14 protein-coding genes and 1 pseudogene are annotated in these 16,914 nt (G+C 64.8%); 7 read left to right on the top strand and 8 right to left on the bottom strand.

All coding sequences use genetic code 11. The features are described 5' to 3' along the window. Positions 1-31 precede the first annotated feature (31 nt). Complete coding sequence (locus tag ACESNG_RS02235) at positions 32-877, top strand: alpha/beta fold hydrolase (RefSeq protein ID WP_373061022.1); 846 nt, start codon at positions 32-34, stop codon at positions 875-877. Between the two features lie 8 nt (positions 878-885). Here ACESNG_RS02235 and ACESNG_RS02230 read toward each other — a convergent pair whose 3' ends face one another. The 5 genes from ACESNG_RS02230 to ACESNG_RS02210 form a co-directional block, all read right to left on the bottom strand. After that, positions 886-1,572: a J domain-containing protein gene (locus ACESNG_RS02230; protein ID WP_373061021.1), complete on the bottom strand. Its 687-nt coding sequence runs from the start codon at positions 1,570-1,572 to the stop codon at positions 886-888. A gap of 6 nt (positions 1,573-1,578) precedes the next feature. Then, the gene (locus tag ACESNG_RS02225; protein WP_373061020.1) at positions 1,579-2,652 is read right to left on the bottom strand and encodes an NADH:flavin oxidoreductase/NADH oxidase; all 1,074 of its coding nucleotides are present in this window, start codon (positions 2,650-2,652) and stop codon (positions 1,579-1,581) included. 5 nt (positions 2,653-2,657) lie between these two features. Next, positions 2,658-3,743: an aromatic ring-hydroxylating dioxygenase subunit alpha gene (locus ACESNG_RS02220; RefSeq protein WP_373061019.1), complete on the bottom strand. Its 1,086-nt coding sequence runs from the start codon at positions 3,741-3,743 to the stop codon at positions 2,658-2,660. A gap of 23 nt (positions 3,744-3,766) precedes the next feature. Further along, positions 3,767-5,467 carry a serine hydrolase domain-containing protein gene (locus tag ACESNG_RS02215; RefSeq protein WP_373067611.1) on the bottom strand — a complete coding sequence of 567 codons (1,701 nt, stop codon included), beginning with the start codon at positions 5,465-5,467 and terminating at the stop codon, positions 3,767-3,769. A 91-nt stretch (positions 5,468-5,558) separates the two neighbouring features. Further along, a complete protein-coding gene (locus ACESNG_RS02210; protein ID WP_373067609.1) occupies positions 5,559-7,619 on the bottom strand; it encodes a PQQ-binding-like beta-propeller repeat protein in 2,061 nt (686 codons plus the stop codon). 88 nt (positions 7,620-7,707) lie between these two features. On the opposite strand from ACESNG_RS02210, the gene ACESNG_RS02205 reads away from it, so the two are divergent. The 3 genes from ACESNG_RS02205 to ACESNG_RS02195 all read left to right on the top strand — a co-directional run bounded on the left by ACESNG_RS02205 (position 7,708) and on the right by ACESNG_RS02195 (position 13,162). After that, positions 7,708-8,952, top strand: a complete 1,245-nt coding sequence (locus tag ACESNG_RS02205) for an NAD(P)/FAD-dependent oxidoreductase (protein WP_373067606.1) — start codon at positions 7,708-7,710, stop codon at positions 8,950-8,952. Positions 8,953-9,192: 240 nt separating this feature from the next. Beyond that, positions 9,193-9,717, top strand: a complete 525-nt coding sequence (locus ACESNG_RS02200; RefSeq protein WP_373062908.1) for an EVE domain-containing protein — start codon at positions 9,193-9,195, stop codon at positions 9,715-9,717. A 28-nt stretch (positions 9,718-9,745) separates the two neighbouring features. Continuing rightward, the gene (locus tag ACESNG_RS02195; RefSeq protein WP_373067604.1) at positions 9,746-13,162 is read left to right on the top strand and encodes an amidohydrolase family protein; all 3,417 of its coding nucleotides are present in this window, start codon (positions 9,746-9,748) and stop codon (positions 13,160-13,162) included. A gap of 106 nt (positions 13,163-13,268) precedes the next feature. On the opposite strand, the pseudogene ACESNG_RS02190 reads toward ACESNG_RS02195, so the two are convergent. From ACESNG_RS02190 to ACESNG_RS02180, 3 genes and pseudogenes are all read right to left on the bottom strand, one after another. After that, positions 13,269-13,424 (bottom strand): annotated as a pseudogene (locus ACESNG_RS02190) (type II toxin-antitoxin system VapC family toxin); the annotation flags it as partial. A gap of 281 nt (positions 13,425-13,705) precedes the next feature. Then, entirely contained in the window at positions 13,706-14,878 is a 1,173-nt protein-coding gene (locus ACESNG_RS02185; RefSeq protein WP_373067629.1) for an ATP-binding protein, read from the bottom strand. Between the two features lie 117 nt (positions 14,879-14,995). Next, positions 14,996-15,271: a VOC family protein gene (locus ACESNG_RS02180; protein ID WP_373061007.1), complete on the bottom strand. Its 276-nt coding sequence runs from the start codon at positions 15,269-15,271 to the stop codon at positions 14,996-14,998. Positions 15,272-15,694: 423 nt separating this feature from the next. Between ACESNG_RS02180 and ACESNG_RS02175 the strand changes: the two genes are divergently transcribed. From ACESNG_RS02175 to ACESNG_RS02165, 3 genes are all read left to right on the top strand, one after another. Beyond that, positions 15,695-16,024, top strand: a complete 330-nt coding sequence (locus tag ACESNG_RS02175) for a hypothetical protein (protein WP_373061008.1) — start codon at positions 15,695-15,697, stop codon at positions 16,022-16,024. A 12-nt stretch (positions 16,025-16,036) separates the two neighbouring features. After that, positions 16,037-16,195 carry a helix-turn-helix domain-containing protein gene (locus ACESNG_RS02170; protein WP_373061010.1) on the top strand — a complete coding sequence of 53 codons (159 nt, stop codon included), beginning with the start codon at positions 16,037-16,039 and terminating at the stop codon, positions 16,193-16,195. A 291-nt stretch (positions 16,196-16,486) separates the two neighbouring features. Further along, positions 16,487-16,914: transposase zinc-binding domain-containing protein (locus ACESNG_RS02165; RefSeq protein WP_373067602.1), on the top strand; the 428-nt coding region annotated here is incomplete at its 3' end.

The following is a 16,914-nucleotide window of genomic DNA, read 5'->3' as shown; positions in this document are numbered from 1 at the left end:
CAATTCTGGAGCGTTTCATGAGTGGTCAGCCATGATGCATGGATATGCGCACGCCAACGGCGTCCGATTGCACTACGTGGAGCAGGGGAGCGGACCGCTGGTGATCCTGCTGCATGGCTTCCCCGACTTCTGGTATAGCTGGCGGGACCAGATCCCCGCGCTCGCGGCCGCGGGCTATCGCGTGGTCGCGCCCGATCTGCGCGGTTACAACGAGAGCGAGCGGCCGCAGGGCATCGAGGCGTATAAGATCGACACGCTGGCCGCCGACGTGGCCGCGTTGGTCACGGCGATGGGCGCCGAGCGCGCGACTGTAGTGGGGCACGACTGGGGCGGACTGGTGGCGTGGCACGTGGCCATGCATCACCCCGAGGTGGTGTCGTCGTTGGTGATCATGAATGCGCCGCACCCGCTTGCCTTCCGCCGTGAACTCAGGCAAAACTGGGCGCAGAAGCGGCGTTCGTGGTACATCGGCTTCTTTCAGCTCCCTTGGCTGCCCGAAGCGGTACTTTCTGCGGGGAACCAGTGGTTGCTTCGGCGCGTGCTCCGTCGTGGCGGTCCGGCGCACAACGATACGGAGCTCGCCGCGTACGTCGCGGCGTTCGCTGGACACGGCGCGACGACTGCTGCGATCAACTACTATCGGGCACTGTTCCGACATCGGCCGAAGCGACCAGTCACCATTCAATGCCCGACGCTGCTCATCTGGGGCATGCGTGACCCGTTTCTGCTGCCCGTGCTTGCGGAAGGCACTGAAGCCTGGGTGCCGAGGCTCGAGCGACACGAGGAGCCGCGGGCGCGACATTGGGTGCAACACGACGCCGCAGCGTCGGTGAACGCGCGTGTACTGTCCTTCTTGTCGCCACACGCAGCCACGTAGCGGTGGCGTCAGGCCATGGCTGACACGAAGCCGCCGGTCGACTCGGCAAAGAGCGCTGTCGCGAGCGAGGCATGCACGGTGAAGACGGCGTCGAGCCGTCGGCAGCCGACTACGGTCGCCACGACATCGAACGACTGTCCGACGATCCGTACGACGCGATGCAGTGGCAACTCGAGGCCGCTGTACACACTGATGCCGTCGAGTGAGAGATCGCGCATCCGCACATCGATCGCGTCGGTCTTCCAGTCCACATGCATGATGGCCCAATCGGACTTACTCACGCGCGGAATACCGCGGCGATCCATCGGCTTTCCGCGTGGTCCGCTCACGCGCACCGGCGCGAGCGGCGCACGACAGCGCGCACATCGCGTGTCCCGGCCCACTTGCCCGGGCAAGACCAGGTGGCACATGGGGCACGCGTGGGCTGGCGGTGTGGTGCGCTCACCCGCGGCCGTGTGCGCGGCACGTGCCCGCGAGGCGGCGCGAACGGCGCGCTGGGCATCATATGTGGCGCGCTTGGCCGGATCTGACAGCACGCCATAGGCGTCGTTGAGCAGCACCGCCTCGTATTCGTTTCCACCAACATCAGGGTGACGCGTGGCGATCAACGCCCGATACGCGGCCTTGATCACTTCGGGTGGCGCATCCGGTTGCACGTGCAGCAGGCGGTAGTGATTTCGTCGATTGGTCGTCATAGCGTTCTAGCGGAGGCGTGCGCGCTCGTACTGCGGCGGCCAGCTGATGCCGGCACCGAGCGCGTGCGCGGCGAGGAGCGGCCAACGCGGATTACGCAACAGTTCGCGGGCCAGGAACACCATGTCGGCGCTCCCGTCGGCCACGATCTGTTCGGCGTGCGCCGCCTCGGTGATGAGACCGACGGCGGCCGTGGGCATGCCCGCCTCGGCGCGAATACGCCGCGCGAAGGGCACCTGATATCCGGGGCCGATCGTGATCTGCTGGTGAGCGGCCAGTCCACCCGAGGAGCAGTCGAGCAGGTCGACGCCGCGGGCATGCAGCCGTGCGGCAAGCTGCACCGACTCTTCAATGCTCCAGCCGCCCTCGGCCCAATCCGTCGCCGAGATGCGCAAGATGAGCGGAAGCTCCGCCGGCCACACGGCGCGCACCGCGTCGGTGACTTCGAGCACGAGCCGAATTCGATTCTCGAATGACCCGCCGTAGTGGTCGCTGCGCTGATTCGAGAGCGGCGAGAGGAACTCGTGCAGCAGATAGCCGTGCGCCGCGTGCAGCTCGACCACCTGAAACCCGGCCTCGAGTGCGCGTATCGCCGCCGCCCCGAACGACACGATCACGTGCGCGATGCCATCGAGCGACAGTTCATGCGGCGAGGGATAGTTCGACGCGAACGGCCTCGCACTGGGCGCCATCACGTTGTCCCATCCACCCTCCGACAGCGGCACCGTGCCGCCAGGCTGCTCCCACGGACGCCGCGTGCTCGCCTTGCGACCCGCGTGTGCCAGCTGAATGCCCATGACCGCGCCCTGGGCGCGACAGAAATCCGTGATCCGTCGCAGCATGGGAATGTGCGCGTCATCCCAGATGCCTAAGTCCTGGGGACTGATGCGCCCTTCCGGCGTAACGGCCGCAGCTTCGGTAAGCACGAGCCCCGCGCCACCGGTGGCGAACGCCCCCAGGTGCACCAGATGCCAGTCGGTGGCGAAGCCGCGGTCGCTGGAGTACTGGCACATCGGCGACACACCGATGCGGTTGCGCAGCGTGAGCGAGCGGAGGGTAAGCGGTGTGAAGAGCGCGGACATGCGAGTCAGGTGAGGAATTCGTGAAGCAGCGAATGAAAATGGTGCACCCCGTTCTCATGGCGCGCCGAGTAGCGTCCGCGGTCGTACACGCGCGAGCGGAGATTGCGCTGCACCAGCTCGCAGATCTCGATGTCCTCATCCTGCACCTCGACGCTGAACGCCATCCGTTTCGTCCATGATGAATCGGTGGCGGCGTTGGCCGACGGATTGGTCGCGTACCAGTCGAAGACCACACGACAGCGATCGTGGCCCATCGGAATGACCACGTTCGTCTGCATCTGTCCGAGATATACATTCAGCATGATGTTCGGAAACATCCACACGTATACGGCTTCCGGAGCGCTGGTGGTGCCCGGGTCGTAGACGCGGTCCGGATTGCCGCCGTGCACTGGCCGTAGTGGCGCGTGCTGAATGGAGAAGTATCGGTGGGGCTCCACACGGTAGTTGTCCATGTCGAGTTCCTTGTTCAGGCCGGGATGGACAACCGGGACGTGGTACCCCTCGAGGAAGTTGTCTACGTACACCTTCCAATTACACGCGATCTCCCAGCTGCGCGACGTCACGTACTGCATTTGCTCGCAGCCGAAGGCCTGCACGCGCGACGGGATGTCTTCCACGACCTCGGTGAGTGGCGGCGCCTTGCCATCGAGGTTGGCGAACACCAGCGGTCCCCACGTGGTGACCTTGACCGGCACCAGATGCATCTCGGCCGGCCGGAACGACTCCACGTCCTCCATGCCTGGTGCGCGCTGCAGTGTACCGTCGAGGCTATACGTCCAGCCGTGATAACGACACTGAAGCGTGTTCCGCTTGCCGCAGCCGTGCGCGACCGGACCAGCGCGGTGCAGGCACACGTTGTGAAATCCACGGAGCACGTCGCCGTCACGCAGTACGACGATGCTGTCGTTGCCCACCTCCGCCGTGAAGAACTGCCCATGCTCGGCCACTTGCTCCATCCGCCCGACCAGTTGCCACGTGTGCGCGAACACCCGTTCCATTTCGAGTTCGAGGTACACGGGATCGTGGTACAGGCGCGCCGGAATGGTCGCGGCGCGCTCGATGTTCGGATCGAAGGGGAAGACAATCGGCATATGGAAAGTTACGTGAGAGTGGACTACTTCACGCGGGCGGACACGAAATCCCAGGCTCGCCCGCTGCCGAAGTGCATGGCCGTTGCCCGCCCCTGCTTGTCGCGCACGAACCAGACGGTCTCGTCGCCATTGACGAAGGCATCGCGATAGGTCGCCGACAGCGTATCGACCACACCCACTCGGGGGCTCACGGTGAGGCGATCGCCGGCAGCAGATACGGCGAACGTCGTGCCGATTTCCTGGTTTCGGTACATGCCGGCGATGCCAAGGAGCTCCGACGCGCTTGGCTTCCAGCGTTCCGCGGCCATGAAGGCATGGACCACGGTGTCGCCGTCGCTCGTGGGTACACGCAGCGACACGGGCTGTCCGCTGGTGGTGGTGAATCGTACTCGTGAGGCGCCCAGCTGGTAGCCGCCATCGCGTAGCGGTAGGAACGCCGCACCACCGTCACGGCGTAGCTGCCCGCGGGAGGTGTCGAGCACCATCACCGTGTTGGTCCGCGTGTCGCGATAGATGCCGGCGAGTTTGGCAACGGCGGCAGCGTCGGTCGTAACCGTGTCCGGCGCGGCAGCGCGCGGAAGTCCCGGCACCATGGCGTCCACGATGGCATGGGTCAGCCCGGAGGCGCCGGCACTGGACACGTTGCACATCACCGCGATCGAAAGGTCGTTCTGCTCGGGGTAGCGTGCGAGATAGGTGCCGTACCCGGCGGTCGAGCCGCTGTGCGAAATCTCGCGAAGACCGCGGTAGCTGTTTACCGTGAGGCCGAGGGCGTACGCAATCTCGAGGCCGCGGGTGAGCTTCATGCGACGCGTAAGCGAATCGACTACGCCAGTGCCCAGCGTCTTCTTCGTAAGATGATCGTTCCAGAGCAGCCAGTCGCCGACGGTCGTGAGCAGTCCGCCAGCGGCGATCACGTTGTCGTTCGGCATGTCGAGGTGGAAGCCATCGGCCTTCCGCGAGTAGGCCTGCGCGAGGCCCGGCACGACGCGCGTGAAATCGTCGCGCCACGACGTGTTCGACATGCCGAGGGGCGTGAAGATGCGCTGCGCGGTGAACTGCGCGAAGGGCATGCCACTCACACGTTCCACCACGGTACGCAGCAGCAGAAAGCCGGAGTTCGTGTACGAGTAGTAGTCGCCCACGGGATAGTTGAGCGCCTGCTGATGCGTGATCAGCTCGAACACATCGCTTTGGGTGTGCACGCGCGTGCCACGCGGCCACCCCTGCCACGCCACGAGGTTACTCCACTCGCGCAGGCCGCTCGTGTGCGTGAGCAGATTCCGAAAAGTGATGGTGCGTCCGTACACCGGCAGTTCGGGCAACACCGTGCGCGCGTCGTCGTCGAGCCTGAGCTTGCCGTCGTTCACCAGCAGCATGACGGCCGCTGCCGTGAACTGTTTGGCCACCGACCCCGATTCGAGAATCGTGCTGGGGAGGAGCGGCCGAGAGCCCGCCAGATCGGCCATGCCATACCCACGCGTGAGCAGTTCGCGACCGCCCTGCGCGATACCGACGGCGCAACCCGGTGTGTGGGTGGAGTTCCAGGCGGCAAAGACCTTGTCGGTCACAGCGGCCAGGTCGGGACGCTGGGCGCCCGCGTTGGGGGCGGCGGTCGCGATGGCCACGGCGAACGCGAGCGCGAGGGGACGGCAGAAAAGGGTTGGCGTCATGCGCTCGAATGTACCGCCGCCGGCGAGCCGGTGCCCGTTTGAGGCGCGCATCAGACGGTGTCGACTCGAAACTCGAAACTCGGACTCACTACCCACCACTCACGTGAGTCTTGCGTTTCGAGTTGAAGTTTCGAGTCCTGGGTCACGGTAGTGCGAACGCGACATACGTGCCACCGCTCGGTGCGCCGTTCTTGCCGCCACCACACGCGATCACCAGATACTGCTTGCCGTCTACCATGTACGTGCTCGGCGTGGCGTTGCCGGCGGCCGGCAACTTTGCCTCCCAGAGCAGCTTGCCGTTGCTCTTGTCGTAGGCGCGGATCTTGTTGTCGTACGTGGTGGCCGCGATGATCAGCAGGCCGTTCTCGGTCACGATGGCGCCGCCGTAGCTGTCGGTGCCGGTGTTGCGGATGCCCTTCGCCGCAAGCTTGGGGTACTCGCCGAACGGAATCGACCACTTGATGGTGCCGGCGTTCAGGTCGATCGCGTTGAGCGTGCCCCAAGGCGGCTTGATGCCGGGATAGCCTTCGTGGTCGAGAAAGATGTCGAAGAACGCCGTGCGGTACGGCAGCATGTAGGGCGTCGTGCCCACGAGGGCGGCCGATCCATCCTTGCCGGTGAGCAGGTAATTCACGATGTCGTTCACGGCACCGCCTTCCAGTGCCGTACCGAAGGCTGGCATGCGACCGGTGCCTTCGCGAATGATCGTGGCGAGTTGCTCTTTCGAGCGGCGCTTGGCGATGTCCACCAGCGTGGGGCCAGCGGCCGATCCCTGCAGCTTCTCGCCATGACAGCCGGCGCAGTTGGCGGCGTACAACGACTTATCGCTACGCGGCACCAGCTTGAGCAACCACGCCATCTCGTTCGAGTTCACGTACAGCAATCCACTGGTCGGGTCGAACGCAGGCCCGCCCCACTCGCCGCCGCCATCCACGCCCGGATACACGATGGTACCGCGTGTATTGGGCGCGTCGAACGGATGTGTGGTCTTGTACTCGTTGAAAATCTTGAGTGCGGAGGCGCGCGCGGCCGGTGTACGATTGGTGAGATCGTTGCGCGTGAGCTGCTGACGCGCAAACGGTGCCGGCATGGTGGGGAAGAACTGCGTGCTCGCCGGCTGATCCTCGCCGAGCGCGACCGTCGGCATTTTCCGCGCTTCCACAGGGAACAGTGGCGTGCCGTTCTCGCGCTCGAAGAGCCACGTGTGCCCGGTCTTCGTGATCTGCGCCACGGCGTCGATCTTCCGGCCGCCGCGTGTGATCGTCACCAGTGCCGGTGCCGCGGGCAGGTCGCGATCCCACAAGTCATGCTTCAGTACCTGATAGTGCCACACGTACTTGCCGGTGCGTGCATCGAGGGCGAGCACGCTGTTGGCGTACAGGTTGTCACCCAACCGGTTCGCGCCGTAGAAGTCGTACGACGCCGAGCCGGTGGCGGCGAATACCATCGCGCGCTGCGTGTCGATCGTGACGCCAGCCCACGCGTTGGCGCCGCCGGCGATCTTCCACGCGTCGGGCGGCCACGTTTCGTAACCGGGCTCGCCGGGATGCGGAATGGTGTGAAAGCTCCAACGCAGCTTGCCGGTGTTGATGTCGAAGGCGCGAATGTCGCCCGGAGCACTGGGAAGCGCTTCCGGCACGGAGCTGCCGATGATGAGTAGATCCTCGAACACCACGCCCGGTGTGCTGGCGCCGACCGACAAGCCTTCCACGGGTCGGCCGAGTCCCTGCCGCAGGTCCACCCAACCGCTGTCGCCGAAGGTCTTGATAGGACGCCCGGTTTTGCGATCGAGGGCGTACAGACGATTGCGATAATTGAAGATCACGCGATCGCCGGTGACCACGACACCGCGATGCCGGATGCGTGAAAGGGGCGCGGCGCCGTTGTTCGGATCGAAGCGCCAGATCGGTGCGCCGGTCGCAGCATTGAGCGCGATCACGTGCAGCTTCGGCGTCGTGGCGTACATCACGCCGTCGATCACGATCGGGTTGTTCTGCATCTCCGAGCCCGTGAACTCGTCTTTCGTCTCGAACGTCCACGCCACGCGCAGCTGTTTCACGTTGGCCGGCGAAATCTGACTCAATGTGCTGTAGTGCGTGTGATCCTCGCTGCCGCCGTACACCGGCCAGTCGGCGGAGCGCCCGGTGGTCTGGGCCTGCAGCGTGGTGGCGGCAAGGAGAAGCGGGATCAGGGCACGGGACATGAGGCGCTGGGCAGAGGACATGGCGTGGGAATACGCTAGCTTACCTGTCGGAGAGCAGTTCCTCAACAGGCGTTGGCGTGGAGTGCGTATGCGGCGGGTGATTGTGATCGGGGCAGGGGCAGCCGGCTCGATGGCGGCGATCTTTGCCGCGTCCGGAGGGGCGGATACGCTGCTCATCGAGCGAACGCGTGACGGCGGTCGCAAGATCCTGATCAGCGGGGGCGGTCGCTGCAACGTACTCCCGTCGCGCGTGGACGAGTCGCGTTTCGTGACGGATTCCTCACCGAATCTGCTCAAGAAGATCGTGCGCGCCTGGCCACTGGCCGAACAGCGCGCCTTTTTCGAAGACACGCTGGGTATCCCGCTCGAGGAAGAGGTCGAGTCGCTGAAGCTGTTCCCCGCATCGCACAAGGCGCGAGACGTCCGCGACGGCCTGTTGGAGTACGCGCGCAAAGTAGGCGTGCGGATGCGCATGGAATCGCGCGTGGTGGATGTTGCTCCAGTCGAAGCAGGTTGGGAGGTTACCCTCGACGACGGCACCGTGCTCAAGGCCGACGCCGTGATCATCGCCACCGGCGGGCTCTCGGTGCCCAACACCGGCAGCGACGGCGCGGGGCTCAACATGCTCAAGGCGCTCGGCCACACCTTGCACTCCACCTACGCCGCGCTCACGCCACTCACCACTACCGACGCGGCGTTCAACGAGCTGTCGGGGATTTCACTCACCGTGTCGCTCACCGCCAGGAGTGCGCTGAGCCAAGTCACGTGGCGCGGTGGTTTCCTGTTTACGCACCATGGCTACAGTGGTCCGTCGGTGTTGAACGTGTCGCACGTGCCGGTTCGCGCACGCGCCGGCCACTCACCCAAAGGGCAGCCGCCAACCGCGAAGGTGCAGGTGCAGTGGACCGCGTTGGGCGACAAGGAATGGGAAGAGGCACTCAAGCCACACGGCGCACGAACGGTAACGGGTGCGCTGCGGGCCGAGATGCCCGATCGGTTGGCCACGGCGCTGCTGGTGAAGGCGAACGTGGAGCCCACCCGCCCACTGACCGAATTGCGGCGCGACGAGCGTTTGCGGCTGATCGACATGCTCGTGCGAGGCGAGCTGCCGTGGCAGGGCGACGAGGGCTACAAGAAGGCCGAAGTGATGGGCGGCGGCGTGGCGCTGAGCGAGGTCGATCCGCGCACGATGGAGAGCCGCCGACACAAAGGCTTGTACCTGTGTGGCGAAGTGCTCGACGCTTTCGGTCCGATCGGTGGGTACAATTTTCTGTGGGCATGGGCCACGGGGCGGAGCGCGGGGTCCGCAGCGGCCGCTGTTGTCAAAAATTGATTTCCCAGCGGAAGTGATTAGGGGGCGAACGCGTAGGGGCCGCCGGAAGTACCGCCCCGAGTGTACAGCGGTGGTGGCCTATACTGCTTCGGAATTCGTCGCGCCGCTTCCGGCTGGTTTCACACGTTCGCCACCAATTAGCTTCACGTCGGAAATCACACCTTAGCCACCGTGGACATGGCCCCCAAGAAGCTCGCGCCCAAGCCGCCCGCGCGCGGGAAACCCGCGCCTCCGCGGTCGATGCCTTACGAAAAGGGCGCCTGGGCCGCCGCGTTCTCGGCACGTGCGCCGGGCGAGAAGCGGTATTGGCTGATCAAGAGCGAGCCCGATGTATTCTCGTTCGACGACCTGCTGGCGGCACCGAAGCAGACCACCGGCTGGGATAGCGTGCGCAACTCCAGTGCACGTAACTTCCTGCGTGATGGCATGAAAAAGGGTGATCTGGCGTTCTACTATCACTCGAACGCCGATCCGTCGGCGATCGTCGGGATTTGCGAAGTAGTGCGCGAGGGCTATCCCGATCCGACGGCGCTCGATCCGCGGCATGACTACTACGACGCCGGTTCGAACGCGGAGACGCCCACCTGGTTCATGGTCGACGTCAAGGCGGTGAAGAAGCTTACGCAGCCCGTGGCGCTGCCCGACATCAAGAACAGCGAAGCGCTGCGTGAGATGGCGCTGGTCAAGGTGGGGCGACTCTCGGTGGTGCCGGTACGGCCGCACGAGTGGGAGACGGTGATCGCGATGAGCGAAGGGCACGCATAAATTCTTTCAACCGCTTCGGAGGCTCCTGATGTCCCGTCTGCCCCGTCGATTCGGCGCGCTGTTCGCTGCCGCCATCGCCACCACTGCTCCGCTCATTGCACACGGACAAGGCGCGGCTCCCCGTGCCGGGGCGCGTGCACCGGAGCGACCGTTGCCGCTCGATCCCGGCCGCACATTCACGCTCGATACGCGCGAAGGCACCTGGCTCTCACTCGACGTGAGTCCCGATGGCGCGACGATTGTGTTCGATATGCTGGGCGATCTTTATACAGTGCCGATGGGCGGTGGCGATGCCACTCGCATCACGAACGGGATGCCGTACGACGCCCAGCCGCGCTTCAGCCCCGATGGCAAGTCGGTCGTGTTCACCTCCGATCGTGATGGCGCCGACAACGTGCACGTGCTCGACCTGGCCACTAAGGCCGTGAAGGCGATCACGCGCGGTAAAACCAACGTGTATCTGTCGGCCGAGTGGTCGCCGGATGGCAAGTACATCGTGGCCAGCAAGGGCGGATTTCGCGGCGGACTGCCCACGCTGTGGATGTACCACGCCGATGGTGGCAACGGCATGTCGTTGTACACCGCGCCAGCCAATGCCGCGCCCGGTACCGCCGTGCAGCAGGCGGGCGCTGCGTTCAGCGCCGACGGCAAGTTTATCTGGTATACGCAGCGCACCGGCGCGTGGAATTACAACGCGCAGTTCCCGCAGTATCAGATCTATGCCTACAACCGTGAGACCGGCGATCGTGAAGTGCAGTCGTCGCGCTACGGTTCGGCCGTGCGCCCCACGCTGAGCCCCGACGGCAAGTGGCTGGTGTACGGCTCGCGCTACGAAAGCAAAACGGGATTGCGCGTACGTAACCTCGCCACCGGCGAGGAGCGCTGGCTGGCGTACCCCACGCAGCGCGACGAGATGGAGTCGCGTGCACCGATGGACGCGTTGCCCGGCATGAGCTTCACGACCGACTCGAAGGAGCTGATCGCCAGCTACGCCAACAAGATCTGGCGCGTCGCGATCGATGGCAGCGGACAGACCGAGATTCCGTTTCGCGTGCAGGCCACGCTTGAAGCCGGACCGGAGCTCGCGTTCAAGTATCCGATGTCCGACAGCGCGCAATTCACCGTGCGGCAGATCCGCGAGGCGGTGCCATCACCCGACGGCAGGCAGCTCGCGTTCGTGGCGCTCGAGAAGCTGTACGTGATGGACTATCCCGGCGGCGCGCCGCGTCGTGTGTCTACGCTGAATGCCATCGAGTCGGAGCCAGCCTGGTCGCCCGATGGCAAGTCGCTGGCGTGGGTCACGTGGGCCAACGACGGCGGTCATCTGTACAAAGCGGCCGTGAGCGCGCGCCCCGTGGCGCCGACGGTGCTCAGCAAAGTGCTCGGCACGCTGCGCCAGCCAGTGTTCACGCCGAGTGGGACGCGCATCGTGCTCACGCAGACGGCGGCTCAGGGCCGTCGCGATCAAACCGGTATCACCACGCCCACCGACATTGTGTGGTATCCCGTGACACCGGCTGCGGTCGACGGCAGCGCGGCCACGGTGATCGCGCGTTCAGCCGGACGGAACAAGCCGCACTTCGCGAAGGATACGTCGCGCATTTATCTGTCGTCGAACGCCAATGGACTGGTGTCGATTCGGTGGGATGGCAGCGACGAACAGCGGCATCTGCGGGTGACCGGCCCCGGCGTGGGCGGCATGGTAGACGATCACGACGTCAACCCATCGGAGCTGTTGTTGCAGCGGTTCAACGACCCCGAGGAGCCCGGCTCGCCCGGCCCGCCGGCCACACTCACGCTGATGTCGCCCAGCGGTGATGTGGCGCTGGCGCAGATCAACTCGGATTTTTACACCGTCGTCGTGCCGCCGCGTGGGACACAGGCGTCGGTAAGTGTGGCCGACGTCAACACGGCATCGGTGCCGGTGAAGAAGCTCACCGACATCGGCGGACAGTTCCCGGCGTGGTCGTCGAACGGTCGTCGTGTGCACTGGTCGATCGGCAATGCGCACGTGGTGTACGACCTCGACACGGCCGCCGTGCGCGACGCCGCCGTCACCGTGTCGCGTCGCGATTCCACGCTGGCCGACAGTCTGCGTCCGCGCCCGTATGCGCCGAGCGAGAAGCGCGTATTGGTGCAGGCAACGCGAGACATTCCGCGCGGCAGCGTGGTGTTGCGCAACGCGCGGCTGATCACGATGAAGGGCAACGAAGTGATTGCGCGCGGCGACATCGTGGTCACCAACAATCGCATTGTCGCCGTCGGTGCCGCAGGCAGCGTGACCGTCCCGGCCGATGCCACCTCGATGGACATGGCCGGTGCCACGATCATGCCGGGCTTCGTGGATACGCACGCGCACCTGCGGGCCGAACGTGGAACGATTCACGAAACGCAGCCGTGGGCGTATCCCGCGAACTTGGCGTACGGTGTGACCACCACGCGCGATCCGCAAACCGCCACCACCGATGTGCTCACGTATCAGGACATGGTGGATGCTGGCCAGATCATAGGGCCGCGCATCTACTCCACCGGCCCCGGTGTGTTCAACACCGATGACATCCGCGATCAGGAGCATGCGCGCAATATCCTGAAGCGTTACAGCAGCTACTACGACACCAAGACGCTCAAGATGTACGTGGCTGGTGTGCGTCAGACGCGTCAGTGGATCATCAAGGCGGCACGTGAGCAGCAACTCATGCCGACCACGGAAGGGTCACTCGACGTGAAGCTCAATCTCACCGAGACGTTCGACGGCTATCCGGGCCTCGAGCACTCGATGGGTATCGTACCGCTCGGCAGCGATGTCACGAGCTTCATGGCGTGGTCGAATCGTACCTACACGCCAACGCTGCTCGTGAACTACGGTGGTCCGTGGGGGGAGAACTACTTCTACACGAAGGAGAACCCGTACGCCGATCCCAAGCTGCAGCGCTTCACGGCGTACGAAGAGCTGGCCCTCAAGACACGTCGTCGCATGGCGTCGATGCCCGGCGGCGGTACGGCCGGCGGTTGGTTCCTCGACGAAGAGTATGTGTTTCCGCAGTTGGCGGCCGAAGCCACCAAGATCCTGCGCGCTGGCGGTCGCTTGGGCATCGGTAGTCACGGTCAGTTGCAGGGCCTCGGCTACCACTGGGAGCTGTGGCTGATGGCGAGCGGTGGCATGACGCCGATGGAAGCGCTGCACACGGCCACTACTGGTGGCGCGCTGGCGATCGGTTTGCAGGATGACGTGGGCTCGCTGGAAGTCGGCAAGATGGCGGATCTGCTCGTGCTCGATGCCGACCCGTTGGCGGACCTGAGGAACACGGCCAAGATCCGATTCGTGATGAAGAACGGCCGCTTGTACGACGGTAATACGTTGGCCGAGACCTACCCGACGAAACGTGATGGGCCGGTGGTGCCGAATCGTCCGATGGCGCCGGCGACCAAGGCGGGGGCGAAGTAGAGGCGGTCGGCCATCGGCGCTCTCCTCTCTCGGAGCGCCGATGGCCGAGGCCGTGACCGACCGCTCCGACAAGGCGAAGCGTCCAACACGTGCAGCCTCCGCTGACTCATTGCGACTCCCAACTCTCGACCTTGAGGCCGTCGATGCGTCGAAACTCGCGCAGATTTGCGCTGACGAGAATCAGGCCGCGCGCGAGCGCCTGGCCGGCGATCAGGACATCGTAGGGGCCGATAGGCGTGCCGATCTGCGGCAATGCGGCTCGGCCGAATTTTCATTGACCGCCACAACAACGTCCGCGTCCAAGTTCCCGGGAAACTCAATCCACTTGATGGAGACTTCTTCGGTCGCGACTCGAAACTCTTTTGGCAACCTGATTGCCTGTGAACGACCCGACCAGAAAACCTTCGCTTTATTCACGATGCCTCCGTGGTATGTCCGCAAAGATGTATCACGCGCTCGACTGCTTCATTCCGGGGGTGACCACGAGACAGTTGCTGGTCGGCGAATCGCCCGATCGAAATTCCGATTCTTCGCGTGGGATGTTTACTGCAGCGCGGCCAGCATCCGTGTCAGCCCTTGCAGACTGATCGCTTCCACGCCACCGCCCAGCGGGAACTGATCGTGGCCGCCGTGGACGATGAATGCTTTGGTCGGTGTGATGTCGGCGAGTGCGCTGCGCAGGCCGCGTTCGAGTTTTGGTGCGCTGGTCCGCTTGATCTCGATGGCCCAAACACCATGGCGTGCACCCATTTCAAGGATCAGATCGATTTCCGCGCCGCCCGAGGATTGATAAAAACTTGCGCTGGTTCCCGCGGGGGCGACGGCCAGCAAACTTTCGATGACAAAGCCCTCCCAGCTTGGCCCGGCAATCGGATGCCCAAGCAGATCGTCCATCGTTTGGATACCCAACAGGGCGTGCGTCAGCCCACTGTCACGCACGTAGACCTTCGGTGACTTCACGAGCCGTTTGCCGAGATTGGCATGGAAGGGCTTCAAACGCCGCACCAGCAACAGGTCGACCAAGAGGCCGATATAGTTCGTGACGGTCGGAGCGGAAATCGCCATGCTTGACGCCAACCGGGACGCGTTGAGCAAACCACCCTGCGAATGGGCCAGCATCGTCCACATCCGTTCCAGCGCCTCGGCGGCGATGCGCGGCCCGAACATCGGCACGTCGCGTTCGAGATAGGTGCGGATGAAGCTCAGGCGGATGGCGAGGCTATCGCCATCACTCGCCGCGCGAAAGCTCTCGGGAAACCCGCCTCGTAGCCACAAGCGTGTGACGTCATGGGCGTCCGCCATCTCCACGGCGGTGAGCGGCGACAACTCCACGTATTCGATCCGACCCGCGAGGCTTTCACTGGATTGCCGCAGCAGGTCGATGGCAGCGGACCCCAACACGAGAAAGCGGCCCGTGCGTCGTCCGTCGCGCCTGCCTTGGTCAATGACCCCACGGAGTTCCTCAAACAGCGCTGGCATCCGGTGGACTTCATCGAGGATCACCAGCTCGTCGGCGTGGAGCGCGAGAAAGGCTGACGGATCGGAAAGTCGCGCGCGGTCACTCGCTTTTTCGAGATCGAGATAGAGCGATGGCCGCCCCTCAGCGACCGCGAGCGCGAGAGTTGTTTTGCCAGACTGGCGAGGTCCGATCAGCGCCACGGTGGCCTGCCGATCGCGTGCGCGTTTCAAAGTCGCGAGGGCATGGCGCTCTATGATCACTGTAAATCGAACACGATAGTTTGAATTTACAAGGATGGACGGCGGTTCCACGGCGTATCCCGCCCGGGCGCTGGTGCCGCAGCTATTCGAGGTCGACCTGATTGCGTGCTCCGCTCACCGCTCGACCGACGCGTTGGGGTCGGGTTGCAGCGCCCCCGCAATAGTCCCCTCGGAGTCGCGGAACCAGAACATGTGCCCGACCGTCGGGATCGTCGCGCGGGGCATCAGGATCGTGCCGCCCGCGGCGATCACGGCACGTTCCGCGGCTTCGATGTCCGGAACCGCAATCGTGCACTCGAATCCGTTCAGTCGCTCACCGTCGACGATCTCGCGGCGTTGCTGCAGTGCGCCGTAGATCGCGGGCGTATCGGCGGCGCCGGTTTCGATCATGAAGAAGCCTGGCGGCCCCCACGCGGTGACGTCATGTTCCCCTCGGAAAGTGCTCGCGAGCTCGATTGATGATCGAGCACAAACCTACTCCTCCATGCGTAGGCCAGATATCGGTATTTTTGTCATTGAATGTCGAATATCCGCCAACCGTCAACCTCCGTGCCGACGCGCTCGCGCGATCCGCATGTACGCACCTCGGCTGTCGGTTTCGGTCCGGGTTACCGCTGGCGAAGCGGCGGCAGCAGTTGGGGGCAGTTGCTTCACACGACTCGTGGCACCATGTCGGTTGAGGGTACGGGCGAGCGGTGGGTTGTCCCACCAACACAAGCGCCTTGGCTGCCGCCCGATCATTACAACGCCGTCTCACTTTCAGGACAGGGTGCGCTGCGTCGCCTGTAGCTCCGCGGCGCGCCGTGTCGCCGGATGCCATCCACGGTACGCGTCATCATCGTATCGCCGCTGCTCAAGGAACTCCTTCGTCGCGTGATGGACGCGGGCACCCTCGACAAGCGCGGCGTGCGTGAAAGGCGACTGATTGACATTCTGGTCGACGAACTGACCAGCGCGCGCGCTGGCTCCATCGAACTGCCGATGCCGCGCGACCCGCGCGCGCTTGCGGCGGCGCATCTGGTGCAGGCTGATCCGACACGTACACGTGACGCCTGCGCACTCGCGACGCGCGCGGGTGCGAGCGTGCGCACCCTCGAACGTCTCTTCAAAGACGAAACGGGGCTGTCATTCGGTGCGTGGTGACAGCGCGCGCGCCTGCTGCAGTCGCTCGTGCTGCTCGCCGATGGTGCCAATGTCACGCAGGCGGCGTTCGCCGTGGGCTACTCGACCAGCAGCGCGTTCGTTGCGACATTCAAGACAGTGCTTGGCGCCACACCTGATCGATACCGCACCGCTGGTCGCGTGAAGACGTGAGGTCAATCTCACCGACAGTCCGTGTACGCCGACGTGATGCGTCGATCGCGCGTGATCAGCGGGACGTTGAGGAGACGCGCATGGGCGACGATCAGCAACGCTGGCTTCTGCTGCGGGCGGACCGCGTGATGCCGAGCGTCACGCTGATGGCGGGTCCGCTCGGCAGCAGCACGCCTCGTTAGGCCGTCGCCTCGCGGACGTTGCGTCGAAACAGCCCGTCGCGCAACGGAACGGTGACGGTCCGCGCCCGAGCCGGACGTATGCTCGGCGCTCCTCGGTCCCGGAGCGCGCATGCCCGACGCGGCGCCGGCCGCGCGCGGCGTCTACAAACCCCGACGCTCCCAAGCGTCGCCGCTCTTTCAGCTGGTGTCGGACCACCTGCACCGCTTGCAGACGGTCTACGATGAGCGCTTTGCGCGCGAGTACGGCCCGTGGCGCCCCGTCGTGGCGCAGGTCGCCGACAAGTTCCTCGCGTGCGGCGTCCTGGAGCACGGCTTCGCCCGCATCCGCTGCAACGTCTGCGCGCACGAGTATCTGCTCGCGTTCTCGTGCAAGTGTCGCTACTTCTGCCCGAGTTGCCACGCCAAGCGTCTCGCGATCTGGACGCAGTGGTTGGACACCACCCTCCTCGCGCCCGTGCCGCACCGACAGGTCGTGCTCACCATCCCGAAGCGGCTGCGCGCCTACTGCCTGTACCGACGCGTCGGCATAAAGTTTGG

The organism is Gemmatimonas sp. (assembly GCF_041689975.1).
GTDB lineage: Bacteria > Gemmatimonadota > Gemmatimonadetes > Gemmatimonadales > Gemmatimonadaceae > Gemmatimonas.
This window is presented reverse-complemented; position numbering and strand designations above follow the sequence as displayed.